The following is a 15123-nucleotide window of genomic DNA, read 5'->3' on the forward strand; positions in this document are numbered from 1 at the left end:
GGACTGTCCGGCGGGCTCCTCCGGCGGCAGCGGCTCCGGCGGGGGGATGGTGCGGGGGTGACAGGCGGACAACATGAGCAGCAGCAGGGCGACGTGGCGCATGGGCGAGGGGAAACTCTACCTTGCACCTCTTGGAGCGCGGCGCGTAGATTGCCCGCGCGCTCATGGCCCGCGAAAAGGACAACATCGCTCTCTCCGACGAGCACAACACTCGTGGAATCGAGCTGGCGGACCGGGGTTGGCTCGACGAGGCCATCAAGGAGTTCAAGAAGGCCATCGACCTCGACCCGAGCTCCGCGCACGCCCACGACAACCTGGCGACCGTCTACGCGGAGAAGAAGCTCTTCCGCGAGGCCCTGTCGGAGTACCTCACCGCCCTGAAGCTGGAGCCGGAGAGCGCCACGGCGCACTACAACCTGGCCTGCTTCCTCTCCACCCACGCGGGGGAGATGGCGGTGGAGGAGTACAAGGAAGCCATCGAGTTGGATCCGGAGTATCCGGACGCCCACCTCAACCTGGGCCTCACCTACGCGGACCAGGGCCGCGTGGAGGAGGCGATGCGCGAGCTCCAGACGGCCATCGAGCTGGACTCCCAGGATGCCTTCCCCCGTCACGAGCTGGCCGCGCTGATGATGGACGAGGGCGACTACCGCTCCGCCATCACCCAGTTGAAGGAAGTGGTGCGCCTGGAGCCGGACAACTTCGAGGCGCAGCTGGATTTGGGCATCTGCTTCGCGCAGAAGGGCTTCTACGCGGAGGCGGAGCGTGCCTATGAGCGTGCGCGGGCGCTCAACCCGGAAGACCTGCTGCTCAACTACAACCTGTCCGCGCTGTTCGCGCTGTGGGGGCGTCCCAAGGACGCCGTGCAGTACCTGCAGAAGTCGCTCACCGCGGACCGGCCGAAGGTGATGGGGTGGCTGTCCACCGACCCCATGTTCGACGCCCTCAAGGGTGACCCGGACTTCGAAGCCTTGTTCTGAGCCATGGGCAACGAATGGTTGTTCCTGGGGTTGGCGATCCTCCTCGTATTCGCCAACGGCTTCTTCGTGGCGACCGAGTTCGCCATCGTGAAGATTCGCGCCACGCGGCTCCAGGCCCTGGTGGACGAAGGTGCGCCGGGCGCGCCCACGGCCATGAAGATGGTGGAGAAGCTGGACGCGTACCTCTCCGCCACGCAGTTCGGCATCACCCTGGCCTCCCTGGGCCTGGGCTGGCTGGGTGAGCCGGCCTTCGCGCGTTTGTTGGAGCCGGTGCTGGTGCAACTGGTGCCGGAGGGCGCCGCCACCACGTTGGCTCACTCCGCGGCGGTGGTGATTGGCTTCAGCATCATCACCTTCCTGCACATCGTCCTCGGTGAGCTGGCGCCCAAGAGCCTGGCGATTCAGCGGCCCGAGGACACGACGCTCGCGGTGGCGCTGCCCATGCGGGTGTTCTACGTCCTGTTCTACCCGGCCATCGTCCTGCTCAACGGGCTGGCGGCGTGGGTGCTGCGCGTCTTCGGCCTCCAGTCGGTGGGGGAGGCGCACGAGGCGCACAGCGAGGATGAGCTGCTGGTCATCCTCCACAGCTCGGCGCAGGCGGGCGCGATTACGACGGCGCGCGCGGAGCTGCTGGAGCGCGCGCTGGAGATGGCGCAGAAGACGGCGCGGCAGGTGATGGTTCCGCGCAACCAGGTGAAGTTCCTGGACGTGGAAGAGCCGCTGGAGAAGTGCATCGCGGATGCTCGCGCGGCGGGCCACACGTGGCTGCCGGTGTGCCGGGGCAATCTCGATGAGGTCGAGGGCGTGGTGAACGCCAAGGACCTCTTCTTCCTGCTGTCCCGGGGCGAGCTGCGCAGCCTGGCGCAGGTCCAGCGGCCGGTGCTGTTCATCCCCGAGGGCGCCACGCTGGAGCAGTTGCTGGCGGAGTTCCGGCGCCGGCGCCGGCAGACGGCGCTGGTGGTGGACGAGCACGGCGGCACGTCCGGGCTGGTGACGATTGCCGACGTGGTGGCGGAGGTGGTGGGCGACGTCGCGGAGCTGGGCCGCCGCATGGACGAGGTCCGCGCGCTGCCTGGCGGCCGCTTCGAGCTGCCGGGCACCGCGCAGCTCGACGACCTGGAGGAGCGGCTGGACGTCAACTTCGACCTGGATGAGGACGAAGAGGGCGAAGTGACGACCATCGCCGGCTACCTCATGACGAGGCTGGGCCGTGTTCCCGTGAAGGGGGACACGCTGCGGCTCGACATGTGGCGCATCGTCGTGGACGCGGTGGAAGGGCCACGCGTGGTGCGTGTCACCGTGGAGCCGCAAGCGCGGACGGCGTCCGCGCGCACCGTGTCGGACGGCTCGGCGGGCGCCGGTGAGCCGCCCTCTGGCGCCTCGAACGAGTCCTGAGCCCGTAGACGCTGGTTCCTGGCTGGGGCTTCTTCGCTGCGGGCGACCCGCGCTTCACGACGCGGCGGTTCTGTCTCACCCTTCCCCCGGGTCATGATGCGTGCGTGATGCCCGGCACGCGCGGCTGCCATACCGGCGTTCGCGTGCTCGACGAGGCCCTTCCGCACCGCGTCGACACGCCTGCCTGTCAGGTGGGCAAGGGCGGCGCGTTCGTGTGGGCTCGGGTGGGGGCGTGTCGAAGGAACCCAGCGTCCGCCGAGGGCATGTCAGACCGGAATGCTACGTCCCGCGGAAGGTCACGCGCTCGCGTGGCGCAACAGGACTCAACAGGGCTGAAGCAGCCGCACCAGCGGGAGGACGTCATGGGAGCGTAGAAGCGCGGTGCACACGCCGCCGCCTCGCAGTGCGCGCGCTACAGCTACAGAGCACGTCTGCTCTGTCGCATACCAGGCAACCGAACGTATGGCGATGCGTGGCATGGCCATGCTTGATCACCTGGAAGGTGGCTGGTACTCCTTTCTGCTGAACGCTCCGAGGCCGATTTTTCGGCCTCGCGCGCGATTTTCTCCTCGTACCGAGCCCGCTCTAGGAGCCCGCTGGCATGCGAATCAAGCGGTTGGACATCACCGGCTTCAAGTCCTTCATGGAACGGAGCGTCTTCACGTTCGACGAAGGCGTGACGGGCATCGTCGGGCCCAACGGCTGCGGCAAGTCCAACGTCGTGGACGCCATCCGCTGGGTGATGGGTGAGCAGAGCGCGAAGAACCTCCGTGGCCGCGGCATGGAGGACGTCATCTTCAACGGCTCGGAGAACAAGCCGCCGCTGTCCATGGCGGAGGTGTCGCTCACGTTCATCGTGGATGACACGGACCAGCTCGCGCCCCAGTACCAGGGCTTCTCCGAAGTGACGGTGACGCGGCGCCTGTTCCGCAACGGCGACTCCGAGTACCTCATCAACAAGACGCTGTGCCGCCTGCTGGACATCACCGAGTTGTTCCTCGGCACCGGCGTGGGCACGAAGGCGTACTCCATCATCGAGCAGGGCCGCGTGGGCCTCATCGTGTCCAGCAAGCCGGAGGACCGGCGCCACCTGCTGGAGGAGGCCGCGGGCGTCACCAAGTACAAGGCCCGCCGCAAGGCCGCCGAGCGCAAGATGGAGGCGACCGACGCCAACCTGCTGCGCGTCACTGACATCACCAACGAGTTGGAGAAGCGGCTCGACGCGCTGTCGCGCCAGGCGAAGAAGGCGGAGAAGTACAAGAAGCTCAAGGCGCGCATGCGGGACATCGACCTGCACGCGGCCACGCACCGCCAGTTGGAGCTGATGGCGGAGAAGAAGATGCTCCAGTCGCGGCTGGAGAACCTGGGCTCCGAGGAGCGGGAGAGCCTGGACCGGGTGAAGGAGCTGGAGGAGACCATCACCCGGCGCCGCACGGAGTTGGAGGCGGAAACCGCCGCGCTCCAGGCGCTGGCCGCGGAGGTGCACACGCTGGAGAGCTCCCTGCAGCGCGACACGCAGGAGATGACCTACGGCAAGCGCGACCTGGAGGAGACGCGGGCCCGCGTGGCCGCCGCCCAGGTGGAGCTGGACGGGCTCCTGGCGCGCAAGGCGGAGATGTCCGAGGCCATGGCCGCCCGCGAGGCGGAGCTGTCGGGCATCGCCGGCTCGTGGAAGGAGGACGAGGTCGCGATGCAGGTGGCGCAGGAGGAACTGCGCCGCGTGTCCCAGCTCCAGACGGAGGTGGCGCTGCGCCTGGAGCAGGAGCGCGCCGGCCTGGTGGCCGTGGCCACGCGCCTGGCCAACCACGAGAGCAACCTGGTCAACCTCGCTCGCCAGCGGGGGGATTTGGGTGCCCGCCGCGCGAAGCTCCAGGGCGAGCTGGAAACCCTGCGCGCCCAGGAGCAGACGCTGGAGAACGTCCGGGGCGACGTGGCGAAGCGGGTGGAGGACACCCGGCACCTCGCCGCGGAGCTGGCCGAGCGCAAGGGCCAGGAGGAGGACGCGCTCACCCGCACCCGCGCGGCCTTCACGGAGAACGAAATCGAGGTCATCGCGCTGCGGGAGGAGCTGAGCGACAAGCGCAGCCGCCTCTCCACGCTGGAAGACATCCAGAAGAACTACGACGGCTTCGACCGCGGCGTGCGCGCCGTGATGACGCGCGCCGGTGTGCAGGCCCGTGAGCAGGGCATCTTCGGCCTGGTGGCGGACGTCATCAACGTCACCCCGCGCTACGAGCGCGCGGTGGAGGCCGCCCTGGGAGAGCGGCTCCAGCACGTCATCGTCGAGAGCCGCGACAAGGGCGTGGAGCTGGTGGACTACCTCAAGGGCCACGCCGAGGGCCGGGGCAGCTTCCTCCCGGTGCCCGCGCTGGACACGCTGCCGGCCCCGCTGGAGCCGGACTTCAGCCAGCCCGGCGTGCTCGCGCATGCCCTGCGTGAGGTGACGTGTGAGGAGGCGCTGACGCCGCTCGTCCAACTGCTGCTGGGGGATGTCGTCATCGTCCAGGACGTAGCCACGGCGCGCGCGTGGACCGAGTCGGGCGGCCCGGCGTGCACGCTGGTGACGGTGGAGGGCGAGGTGTTCCGCCCGGACGGCACCATCGTCGGCGGTGAGAGCGAGGGCGCGGCGGTGGGCGCGCTCCAGAAGAAGCGCGAAATCGCCGAGCTGGCCACCGAGGTGGCCCGCGTGGAGGAGCGCTACAACGAGATTCTCACCCGGCACTACACGCTCCAGAAGCAGATGGGGCACGCGGAGGGCGTCCTCAAGGGGCTGGCGAAGAATCAGCACGCCGAGGAGCTGAACCTCGCCAGCCAGGAGAAGGACCTGCACAAGGCGGGCGAGGACCTGGCCCGCGTGCGCGAGCGGGTGCGGGCCCTGGAAGTGGAGGAGGGGCAGCTCACCCAGAGCCACCAGGCCCTGGAGCACGAGGAGGAGGCGAGCCGCGGCGAGGTGGCGCACGGCCAGGCGGACCGCGAGGGCCGCGAGGAGCGGGTGAAGCAGCTCGTGTCCGAACAGGAGTCGCTGCGCCTGCGCGCAGAGACGGCCAACGGCGAGCTGACGGGCCTGCGCATCAAGGTGGCCGCTGGCAGCGAGCGTGGCGAGTCGGCCCGCAAGGAGCTGGACAGCCTCGTCTCCCAGCGTCAGGACATGGAGACGCGCATCACCCGGCTCCAGGCCACGGTGGTGGAGGGTGGGGCGCGCGTCGAGGAGCTGGCGCGGCGCACGACGGACACCGAGGGCGGCCTGTCCCAGCGCGCCGAGGAGCACCGGCTCGCCGCGGAAGGGCTGGAGGCGCGCCGCGCGGCGCACACCACGGCCTCCGCGGAGGTGCGTGAGCAGGACGCGACGTTCCGCGAGCTGCGCGGCCGCGTGGACGAGCTGATGCAGGGCCTGTCGCAAATCTCGCTGCGGGAGCGCGAAATCGCCCTGGAGCTGGAGCACCTGGCGGCGGGCATCCGCGAGCGGCACCAGGTGGAGCTGGCGAACGAACTGCACAAGTACCACATGCTGGCCGCGCTGGCCCCGGAGACGGAGGCGGAGCTGAAGGACCTGCGCGCGCAGGTGGAGAAGATGGGGGAGATCAACCTCACCGCCATCGACGAGCACGCGGAGCTGTCCAAGCGCTACGATTTCCTCACCGCGCAGAAGAAGGACCTGCAGTCCTCCATCGAGCAGTTGAAGGAGGCCATCCAGCGCATCGACGCCACCAGCCGCGAGCGCTTCAAGCAGACCTTCGACGTGGTGAACGAGAAGTTCCAGGCCATCTTCCCCCGCCTGTTCGGCGGTGGCCGGGCCAGCCTCATCCTCACCAACGAGGGGCCGGGCGGGGAGCCGGGCGTGGAAATCGTCGCCCAGCCGCCCGGCAAGAAGCTGCAGAGCGTCAACCTCCTGTCGGGTGGCGAGAAGGCCCTCACCGCCGTGGGCCTCATCTTCGGCATCTTCCTCATCAAGCCGACGCCCTTCTGCCTCCTCGACGAGGTCGACGCGCCGTTGGATGAGGGCAACGTGGGCCGCTACAACGACATGGTGAAGGAGATGAGCAAGCAGTCGCAGTTCATCCTCATCACCCACAACAAGCGGACCATGGAGGTTTCCAACACCCTCTATGGCGTCACCATGGAGGAGCCGGGCATCTCCAAGCTCGTCAGCGTGCGCATGCGCGAGGCGGGCGCGGCCAACGACGACAAGGTGACGGCGGCGTAGGCCCGTCCGGGCGGGCAGGGCACCGGGCCTCCGGTGTCCGCCCCGCGGCGACGGTTTCTCCCTCAGAAACACAGAAGGCGCGGGCCCCGGCTTCCGGGCTCCCGCGCCTTCGTGTTTTCCGCCGTGGGGCGGGGACTCCTAGAACTTCTTCTTCGGGCAGGCGGCCTTGTCCTGCGCGGCCATCTTCTCCGCGTCGGCCAGTTCCTTCACGGACTCGTCGACGTTCTTCTGGGTGGCGGTGACGACGTCACCCCAGTTCTCCGCGTCCTTCGCCGCCATCTCCGTGGCCAGCGCCAGCGCGGCCTGGTCCGTGGCCTGGCGGGCCTTGATGGACTCGATGACGTCCGCGTCCGCCTTCACCAGCGCGTCGCACTTGCTGGCCATCTCGTCGAACAGGCGCCAGTTCTTGGTCTTCTGGTAGCGGTCCACGACCTCGGCGTAGGCCAGGGCCGCCGGGGTGCGGGCGCCATCGGCGATGGCCGAGTCCGCCGCGCGCTGGGTGCGGTTGAGGTCCAGTTGGAGGAAGCGCAGCTCGGGCGGCAGGGCGGCCGACGCGGCGTCCGGCGCGGACGAGTCGAAGTGGACGAAGCGGTAGGAGAAGCCCAGCTCGTCGGAGGTCAGCTTTGCCGGCAGCGCGGCAATCTTCGGCTGGAGGCAGGCGGCCAGCTGGTCCGCCTCGGTGTTGCCGGAGGGCGCGAAGGTGACCTCGGCCGGGGTGGGCTGCGTCTTCAGCAGCTTGATCTTCGCCGTCAGCGGCGGCGGGACCTGCTCCTTGAAGTTGGCGTAGCACTCACACCAGGTCGGCTGCGCCAGGCGCACCGCGCCGGTGAAGTCCGAGCCCTCGTTGATGTTGAAGGTGACGGAGTTGAGGCCGCTGGTGGTGTGCTCGAAGGGGATGGCCGCCTCCACCGGCTGCGCGCCCTTGGGCAGCGCGGACAGCTTCACCTGGGTGTCCACCACCTTCTGGATGCAGGCCTGGCCTTCCGGGGTGAGGTTCGTCCCGGTGACGGCGTGCGAAGCGCCCTGGTCCGTAACGGTCGTCTTGACCTCCACCGTGGTGCTCTTCTCCGCGCCCCGGTGCTTCGGGTCCACCAGGCACTCCATCACCTGGGGACGCGTGGTGAGCAGCGCGCCCAGCACGACGCCCTGGCTCGCCTGCTCCGGGAGCTGGAGCTCGCGCGGGAAGCAATTCACCAGGTCGAACGGGGGCTGGTTGGTGATGCGGACACGCTCCTCGGTCGACGTGGGCTGTCCGGCCTGGGCTGCGGGCTTCTGCTGGCCGGCGCAAGCGGCAGTGAAGACGACGGAGGCTACGGCAACACGACGCAACATGCGGTTGTTCTCCCTAGAGGTGGACCTGCTTGCGGACTTCTTTACTTCTCCAGGCCCTCGGCGTTCTTGAGGTCCTTGAGCCGAAGCCCGTTTTTTTTCAAAAGGCGATAAAGGCTCTGCATGGACAGGCCGGTGCGCTGCTCCGCGGCCTTCATGTCGAAGCCCACGGTTTTCATGACCTCGGCGAAATACAGGCGCTCGAAGTCGGCCAGCACCCTGTCCTTGGCCTCGTGGTAGGGCAGGGTGCCCACCAGCGTGGCCACCTGGGTGGTGGGGGGCTGTCCCTCCGCGCGTCGCGAGGGCTGGGCGAGGAAGTCCAGCCAGCTGCTGTTGCCCGTCTCCTCCATGAGGGCGCCGCGCTCCAGCACGTTGCGCAGCTCGCGCACGTTGCCCGGCCACTCATAGCCCTCGAAGAGGGCCAGCGTCTGGGGCGTGAGGGTGATGCTGGCGCGCAGCGTCTGGGCCAGGGCCTGGGCCAGCGCGGGCAAATCGTCCCGCCGGGTGCGCAGGGGCGGCAGGCGCACGCGCGCCACCGCGAGCCGGAAGTACAGGTCCGCGCGGAAGCGGCCCTGGCGCACGTCCTCTTCCAGGTTCCGGTGGGTGGAGGCGATGACGCGCACGTCCACCGCCACCGGCTGGCCGTCCAGCGACGGCACCTCGCGCGTCTCCAGCACGCGCAGCAGCTTGCCCTGCACGGGCAGCGGCAGCTCGCCCACCTCGTCCATGAAGAGGGTGCCGCCCCGGGCCGCCTCGAAGACGCCCCGCGCCTCGCGGTCCTCGCCGTCACCCGCGCGCAGGCCGCCGAAGAGCTCGCGCTCGGCCTTCTCCTCGGAGATGAGGTTGCAGTCCACGACCTTGAAGGGGCCGTGGCGCCGCGCCGAGTGCTGGTGCACCGCGCGCGCCGCCAGCTCCTTGCCGGTGCCTGTCTCACCCTCCACGAGCAGGCTCATGTCCTCGCGGGCGATGCGGCGCAGCTCCGTGAAGACCCAGCGCATCTTCTCCGAGGCGCCCACCAGCGCGCCGAAGGACTCCGCCCCCGCAACATCCACCTCGGTGGGACGCGGGGCGACCTTCACGGAGAGCTTCGTCTTGCCCAGCTCGACCTTGTCGCCGCTGGTCAGGTAGGCCTGCACCACCTGTCGGCCGTCCAGGAAGGTGCCGTTGCGGCTGCCGGTGTCGCGCAGCATCAGCCCGCGCGCGGTGCGCTCCACCTCCAGGTGGCGGCGGCTCACCGTGGCGTCGGTGAGGACCAGGTCGCAGGCGCTGTCGGAGCCCACGCGGACCAGTCCGTCCTGCGTCTTCACCTTCTTGCCCTTGTCAGGTCCGGCAACCACCTCCACCGTCCATTCGGGGATGGGGATTCGGGTGGTGCGGCCTTCCTGCTCCGTCTGAGTGGTCTGGGTGACCTCGGGCCTATCCATATCGGGTCCTCTTTAGGTGCGAGTCGCATGGGCGGGCAAGCCCGACGCGAGCCTCTTCACATCGGGAAAACTCAAGGCAGTACGAGTGGAACAATCCTGCCTGAGGGTTGTTGAACGCGCGCTTCGACTGGCACGAGCGCCAGCCGTGCGCGGGCAAGTGTCTGGGGAAGTGCGGGGCGGCCGTCGAGCGTGAGCACCAGGTCCCCCGCGGAGAGCTTCGCGCCCTCGGGTGCGGCGCGCACATAGAGGCCGCCGGGGCGCCGCGCCAGTGTTTCCAGCAGCGCGGCGTCCGCGTGCGGGTTGGCGAAGCGCAGGCGCTGCATGCGCAGGCTTCGCGGGTCCTGCCCGGCTTCTGTGCGCAGCGGCGCTTCCAGGTCGGTCATGTCCTTGGGCATCCACGCCGCCATGTCGAGCACGTCCCACGGCGCCCACGCCAGGGAGGTGGCCAGCGCGGGGGATGGCGCGCGGGGTGGCTTCAGGTGGCTCGACAGGCCGCGGAGGGCTTCGCGCGTGAGCGCCTCCATGAGGCTCGTCAGCTCCGGAGCCGGATCCGCGCCCTCATCGAGGATGTCTGCGTAGGGATTCACGGTGGCCTCCCCGAAGACCTCCAGCACCACCTCGTGCGTGGCGGGGTGGAGGACCTCGACACGGCCCACGTACATCACCACCTCGGTGGCGCTCTGGCCCACCGTGTAGCCCTCGGTGTCAATCAGTTCACGTTCACCGGACTGGATGCGTTTCTCCGCCGAGGGGCGGAGGACCATCAATCCGTCAGGCCGGACGCCGTAGGAGGCCAATGTCGCGACCACGGCGCGCGTCAGCCCGTTACCGCCGTCCTCGCCGGGCCGCGCCACCTGCAGCTCGGTGGGGCCGAAGAAGAGGGCCGCGTCACCCGTCTGCGCCAGGGCCACGTTCACCAGCCGCTGAGACAGCTCCACGGAGCGCCAGTCGGGCTCCGCCCACTGGAAGCCGAAGGGCTGGACGACCACCGCGGACGCGCCCAGCGATTCGGGCACGGCGCCCCGCACCTGGAAGGGCGTGCTCCGGCAGGCCGCGGCCAGGATGGCCACCATGAGCAGCATCAGGCGCGGGCAGTGGAACGGGGCGGTGTGCTTCACGACCCCCCATACAAGACGAACGTTCGGCCAGAATCCAGAATCCTGCGTCACTCCCTCGCGGAAGGACGCAGGAAGCCGGATGGGGCCTCAGTAGCGGCCCGGCGGGTCGCTTGCGGGAAAGGTCTCCAGCAGCTCCTCGTCCACGGCGTCTCGTGTCGTGTCATTGCCGCCCGATGCGACGCTCGCGTTGGTGGGTTGCTTCTCCACCGAGCCCGCGCCGCGCCTGCCCTCTTGGGCCGAGCGTTTGCGGCCGGTGCCCGCCCTGGACACGCCCGCCATGCGGGCGCCGAGCAGATTCTTGGCCCGCTCGGCGAGGTTTCGCTGCTCCTCCTGCCAATCGCGGAAGAACTGGGCGAGCTCGGGGTCGCCGATTTCCTCGGCATCCCGGATGTACGCCTCACTGGTCGAGGCCCCCTTGAGCAGGTGGTACAGGACGCTGATGAGGTTGTACTGCTCGTCCCGGGTCCCCGTCTGCCGCTCTTCGCCTGCCATGCCGCCTCCCGTGGATGAGTGAAGTGCCACGGAGAGAAAGCTATGCACGGCGAGCCGGGAGCCTTGGCGGGGGCGGCTGGCCGGCTGCCTGGCGTGCTCAGGCCTGGAGCATCGGCTCCAGGCGGCCCTCGGTGTCCAGCCGGGACAGGTCGGAGTAGCCGCCGACGTGCGTGTCGCCAATGAAGATTTGCGGCACGGTGCGCTGGCCACCGCTCATCTCCACGAGCTTCGCGCGCAGGTCGTCGTCTCCGGTGACATCCACCTCTTCGAAGTCCACGCCCTTGCGCTTGAGCAGGTCCTTGGCGCGGACGCAGAAGCCACAGTAGGTGGTCGTAAAAATCTTCACGGGCTTCACGGGTGTCTCCTCCTTCGTATTCACCAAAGTAAGGGCCAGGAGGGCGTGCCGCCACCCAGCCCACAAAGACGACGGCCCCCGGGTCCCCATGAGGGGCCGGAGGCCGCGTTCAGGACGTCACCCCGGACGGATGCCGGGGTGAGGGGCGGACTACATGCCCATACCGCCCATACCGCCCATGCCACCCATCCCGCCCATGCCACCGCCGGCGGGGAGGTCCTTCTCCTCCTTCGGACGCTCCGCCACCATGGCCTCGGTGGTGAGCATCAGCGAGGACACGGACGCCGCGTTCTGCAGCGCGGTGCGGCTGACCTTGGCCGGGTCGATGACGCCGGCGGCCAGCAGGTCCTCGTAGGTGCCCGTGGCGGCGTTGAAGCCGAACGGACCGGAGGACTCCTTGACCTTGTTCACCACCACGCTGCCCTCCAGGCCGCCGTTGCCGACGATCTGGCGGAGGGGCTCCTCGACGGCGCGGCGGATGATGTCCACGCCGAACTTCTCACCGCCGGACAGCTGCAGGCCGTCCAGCGCCTTGAGGCAGCGGATGTAGGCCACGCCGCCGCCAGGGACGACGCCCTCTTCGACGGCCGCGCGGGTCGCGTTGAGCGCGTCCTCGACGCGGGCCTTCTTCTCCTTCATCTCCGTCTCGGTGGCCGCGCCGACGTTGATGACGGCCACGCCGCCCACGAGCTTCGCCAGGCGCTCCTGGAGCTTCTCGCGGTCGTAGTCGCTGGAGGTCTCCTCGATCTGGGCGCGGATCTGCTTCACGCGCGCTTCGATCTCCTGCTGGCCACCGGCACCGTCGACGATGGTGGTGTTGTCCTTGTCCACCGTGATGCGCTTCGCGCGGCCCAGGTCCTGGAGGGTGATGGTGTCCAGCTTGATGCCCAGGTCCTCGGCGATCATCCGGCCGCCCGTCAGGGTGGCGATGTCCTCGAGCATGGCCTTGCGGCGGTCACCGAAGCCCGGCGCCTTCACCGCGCACACGTTCAGCACGCCGCGGATCTTGTTGACCACCAGGGTGGCCAGGGCCTCGCCCTCGATGTCCTCGGCGATGATGAGCAGGGGCTTACCGGCGCGGGCAACCTGCTCCAGGATGGGCAGGAGGTCCTTCATCGAGGAGATCTTCTTCTCGTTGATGAGGATGAGCGCGTCGTTGAGCGCCGCCTCCATGCGCTCCGGGTCCGTCACGAAGTACGGGGACAGGTAGCCGCGGTCGAACTGCATGCCTTCGACCACGTCCAGCGTCGTCTCCAGGCCCTTGGCCTCTTCGACGGTGATGACGCCTTCCTTGCCCACCTTCTCCATCGCGTCCGCGATGATGGTGCCGATGGTCTCGTCACCGTTGGCGGAGATGGTACCGACCTGGGCAATCTCCTTCTTGTCCTTGGTCGGCTTGGCCAGCTTCTTCAGCTCGGCGACGATGGCGCCCACGGCCTTGTCGATGCCGCGCTTGATGTCCATCGGGTTGTGGCCCGCGGCGACCAGCTTCGCGCCCTCGCGGAAGATGGCCTGCGCCAGCACGGTGGCCGTGGTGGTGCCGTCACCGGCGACGTCAGACGTCTTGGAGGCAACCTCCTTGACCATCTGCGCGCCCATGTTCTCGAACTTGTTCTCGAGCTCGATCTCCTTGGCGACCGTCACACCGTCCTTGGTGATGGTCGGGGAGCCGAAGCTCTTCTCGATGACGACGTTGCGGCCCTTGGGGCCCAGGGTGACCTTGACCGCGTCGGCCAGGATGTTGACGCCGCGGAGGATGGCCTCACGCGCGCGCACGTCGAAAAGAATGTCCTTCGCCATTTGGATGGTTCCTTGAAGGAAGAGTGGGGGAAGCCGGATTACTTCTCGATCACGCCGAGCACATCCTCTTCACGGAGGATGAGGTGCTCCTCGCCGTCGAGCTTGATCTCGGTGCCCGCGTACTTGCTGAACAGGATGGTGTCGCCGGCCTTGATGTCCAGCGGACGGACCTTGCCGTCCTCCTGCACCTTGCCGTTGCCCACGGCGATGACCTTGCCCTCGAGGGGCTTCTCCTTCGCCGTGTCGGGGATGAAGAGGCCGCCCTTGGTCTTGTTCTCCTCGGCGACGCGCTTGACGATGAGCCGATCCTGCAGGGGACGAATCTTCATGGCCTGCTCCTTACATGTCGCTTCCGGCGCCGTTTCCGTTGGCAACCGAAAGCTGCTTGGGGGTTGAAAAAGGGCCTCGCGACCCATGGGGTTAGCACTCGCACCTCATGAGTGCTAACGCCCAGGCGCGGCGGATAATAACCAGCGAAGTCGACCCGTCAAGCGACGCTGGCTGACCGCTCCCGAACGTGCCAACTGCGCGGCATTGTTGGGGTTTTTCCGTGACGTCCTCAACCTGTGGCCTCGTGCCCGGCGGGCTGCCGTGGGACGCTGGATTGGCACTCGCGATACCCGAGTGCTAACGCAAGTGCTTGGAATCACTGGGAGTGGCTTTTGCCGCGCCCGCACCTGATTGCTACGCTTCCCAGGTCTCCTCCGGGCGACGTCCGCCCGGGGAATGACGGGAGGTGTCCATGAGTGGACTGGTGGCGTCCCTGTCTCTGAAGGAGTTCTTCAAGTCTCTTCTGGGCGAGGTCACGGGGCGGCAGCGGGTAGAACTGGCGGAAGTGACGGAGTTCTACCTGGTGAACCTGCTGTCCGAGTTCGCCGTCACCGACAAGCTGTTCACCTGCGAGGAGGGCGGGCGCAAGGACCACGAGCCCCTGGCCATCCTCTACCACCAGGCCTTGCAGCAGGAGCGCGCCGAGCGCATCCGCACGCTGCGCCGGCTGGGCGACGTGTCGCTGTACACCGTGGGCTTCTTCTCCGGCGCGCTGCAGAGCGGCGTGGTGGGGCCGGACTACTACATCCAGATGGGTGGCACGGCGTATGGCCACGTGGCGGAGCTGACACCGGCGGCGGGCTTCGCGCAGGTGTACCGGGAGCTGTGCGAGAAGTTCCGCAAGGTGGTGGAGGTGCTGGAGGAGATCTCCGCGCGGGGCATGGTGCGGGCCGGCCCCAGCGGCGTGCTGAAGGTCTATGAGGCGTGGGTCCGCACCGGGAGTGACCGGCTGGAGCGCGTGCTGCTCGACGCGGGGATGATGCCGCGGCCCAAGGGACAGCTCGCCAACTAGCCGGAGGTGGGGATGATTGGCCGCGTTCAGGACCACCTGGAGGCCATCTACGGCTTCACGTGCGAGGCAAGGGCGGAGGTCTTCGTGGTGGACACGGAGGCCGCCGCCCAACTGGGAGGCACCGGCCGCGCCGACGAGGAGCTGCTGGTGCACGAGGCAGACGACGCGCTGGAGCTGGCCCTCTACCTGTCACCGGCGCTGCTCGACAGGCTCAAGCCCTACGAATCCGGTCCGCTGGGTTACGTGCTGGACAGCGACCTGGCCGGTTACTGCCAGCTGGCCGAAGGCGTGAGCCACTTCCTCTACGTGGCCCACACGGCGGCCCACGGCCGGACGGTGTCGCTGCTGGAGCTGGAGGCGCAGGCGGAGGTGGACAAGTTCGCGGTGTGCCTGCTGCACCGGTGGGGCGAAGGCGTGGGGGCCTGGGCGCGGGAGCTGCTCCAGCGTCTCTTCGACCGGGTGTCCTACCGCAAGCAGCTCTCCGTCCAGGAGCGGTGGCGCTACGAGGAGGCGAACCGGCTGTCACGCCGCTTCTGCTCGCGGCTGATGGGGCACGTCGCCGCCCGGCGGTTGGACCGGCTGCTGGCGGACCTGCGTTACGCCTACCGGCTGGGGGCGGAGGCCAAGCTTCGCCATTTCGCGCATGGCGGGTGAGCACCTTTCTCCTTCCGTATCGGGTAGGGT

The 15123-nt window shown here is 68.6% G+C and carries 12 protein-coding genes; 5 read left to right on the top strand and 7 right to left on the bottom strand.

From position 1 onward, the window contains the following. The first annotated feature begins 164 nt into the window (after positions 1 to 164). From FMQ63_RS35135 to smc, 3 genes are all read left to right on the top strand, one after another. Complete coding sequence (locus tag FMQ63_RS35135; protein WP_011554885.1) at positions 165 to 980, top strand: lipopolysaccharide assembly protein LapB; 816 nt, start codon at positions 165 to 167, stop codon at positions 978 to 980. Positions 981 to 983: 3 nt separating this feature from the next. Then, on the top strand, positions 984 to 2375 hold the full coding sequence (locus FMQ63_RS35140) for a hemolysin family protein (RefSeq protein WP_011554884.1): 1392 nt from the start codon (positions 984 to 986) through the stop codon (positions 2373 to 2375). A 601-nt stretch (positions 2376 to 2976) separates the two neighbouring features. Further along, complete coding sequence (gene smc, locus FMQ63_RS35145) at positions 2977 to 6579, top strand: chromosome segregation protein SMC (protein WP_011554882.1); 3603 nt, start codon at positions 2977 to 2979, stop codon at positions 6577 to 6579. 138 nt (positions 6580 to 6717) lie between these two features. Here smc and FMQ63_RS35150 read toward each other — a convergent pair whose 3' ends face one another. From FMQ63_RS35150 to groES, 7 genes are all read right to left on the bottom strand, one after another. After that, entirely contained in the window at positions 6718 to 7911 is a 1194-nt protein-coding gene (locus FMQ63_RS35150) for a hypothetical protein (RefSeq protein WP_011554881.1), read from the bottom strand. Positions 7912 to 7952: 41 nt separating this feature from the next. Beyond that, entirely contained in the window at positions 7953 to 9332 is a 1380-nt protein-coding gene (locus FMQ63_RS35155) for a sigma 54-interacting transcriptional regulator (protein WP_011554880.1), read from the bottom strand. Positions 9333 to 9403: 71 nt separating this feature from the next. Next, positions 9404 to 10450 carry a hypothetical protein gene (locus FMQ63_RS35160; protein ID WP_225909372.1) on the bottom strand — a complete coding sequence of 349 codons (1047 nt, stop codon included), beginning with the start codon at positions 10448 to 10450 and terminating at the stop codon, positions 9404 to 9406. Between the two features lie 87 nt (positions 10451 to 10537). Next, positions 10538 to 10942 carry a hypothetical protein gene (locus FMQ63_RS35165; RefSeq protein ID WP_026114279.1) on the bottom strand — a complete coding sequence of 135 codons (405 nt, stop codon included), beginning with the start codon at positions 10940 to 10942 and terminating at the stop codon, positions 10538 to 10540. Between the two features lie 97 nt (positions 10943 to 11039). Further along, positions 11040 to 11297, bottom strand: a complete 258-nt coding sequence (gene grxC, locus FMQ63_RS35170) for a glutaredoxin 3 (RefSeq protein WP_011554877.1) — start codon at positions 11295 to 11297, stop codon at positions 11040 to 11042. A 150-nt stretch (positions 11298 to 11447) separates the two neighbouring features. After that, positions 11448 to 13097 (bottom strand): chaperonin GroEL, encoded by a 1650-nt coding sequence (gene groL / locus FMQ63_RS35175; RefSeq protein WP_011554876.1) that lies wholly within the window; start codon positions 13095 to 13097, stop codon positions 11448 to 11450. A gap of 38 nt (positions 13098 to 13135) precedes the next feature. Further along, the gene (gene groES, locus FMQ63_RS35180) at positions 13136 to 13426 is read right to left on the bottom strand and encodes a co-chaperone GroES (RefSeq protein WP_002640434.1); all 291 of its coding nucleotides are present in this window, start codon (positions 13424 to 13426) and stop codon (positions 13136 to 13138) included. A 413-nt stretch (positions 13427 to 13839) separates the two neighbouring features. On the opposite strand from groES, the gene FMQ63_RS35185 reads away from it, so the two are divergent. Beyond that, positions 13840 to 14439, top strand: a complete 600-nt coding sequence (locus tag FMQ63_RS35185; protein WP_026114278.1) for a hypothetical protein — start codon at positions 13840 to 13842, stop codon at positions 14437 to 14439. Between the two features lie 12 nt (positions 14440 to 14451). Then, positions 14452 to 15093, top strand: coding sequence for a hypothetical protein (locus FMQ63_RS35190; RefSeq protein ID WP_026114277.1), 642 nt, complete (start codon positions 14452 to 14454; stop codon positions 15091 to 15093). Positions 15094 to 15123: the final 30 nt, after the last annotated feature.

This window comes from Myxococcus sp. CA005 (genome assembly GCF_006518205.1).
GTDB lineage: Bacteria > Myxococcota > Myxococcia > Myxococcales > Myxococcaceae > Myxococcus > Myxococcus xanthus.

Excerpts from the sequence above, each read along its gene's own strand:
- FMQ63_RS35135 (WP_011554885.1), top strand. The coding sequence starts at position 165 with ATGGCCCGCGAAAAGGACAACATCGCTCTCTCCGACGAGCACAACACT.
- FMQ63_RS35140 (WP_011554884.1), top strand. The coding sequence starts at position 984 with ATGGGCAACGAATGGTTGTTCCTGGGGTTGGCGATCCTCCTCGTATTC.
- smc (WP_011554882.1), top strand. The coding sequence starts at position 2,977 with ATGCGAATCAAGCGGTTGGACATCACCGGCTTCAAGTCCTTCATGGAA.
- FMQ63_RS35150 (WP_011554881.1), bottom strand. The coding sequence starts at position 7,911 with ATGTTGCGTCGTGTTGCCGTAGCCTCCGTCGTCTTCACTGCCGCTTGC.
- FMQ63_RS35155 (WP_011554880.1), bottom strand. The coding sequence starts at position 9,332 with ATGGATAGGCCCGAGGTCACCCAGACCACTCAGACGGAGCAGGAAGGC.
- FMQ63_RS35165 (WP_026114279.1), bottom strand. The coding sequence starts at position 10,942 with ATGGCAGGCGAAGAGCGGCAGACGGGGACCCGGGACGAGCAGTACAAC.
- groL (WP_011554876.1), bottom strand. The coding sequence starts at position 13,097 with ATGGCGAAGGACATTCTTTTCGACGTGCGCGCGCGTGAGGCCATCCTC.
- groES (WP_002640434.1), bottom strand. The coding sequence starts at position 13,426 with ATGAAGATTCGTCCCCTGCAGGATCGGCTCATCGTCAAGCGCGTCGCC.
- FMQ63_RS35185 (WP_026114278.1), top strand. The coding sequence starts at position 13,840 with ATGAGTGGACTGGTGGCGTCCCTGTCTCTGAAGGAGTTCTTCAAGTCT.
- FMQ63_RS35190 (WP_026114277.1), top strand. The coding sequence starts at position 14,452 with ATGATTGGCCGCGTTCAGGACCACCTGGAGGCCATCTACGGCTTCACG.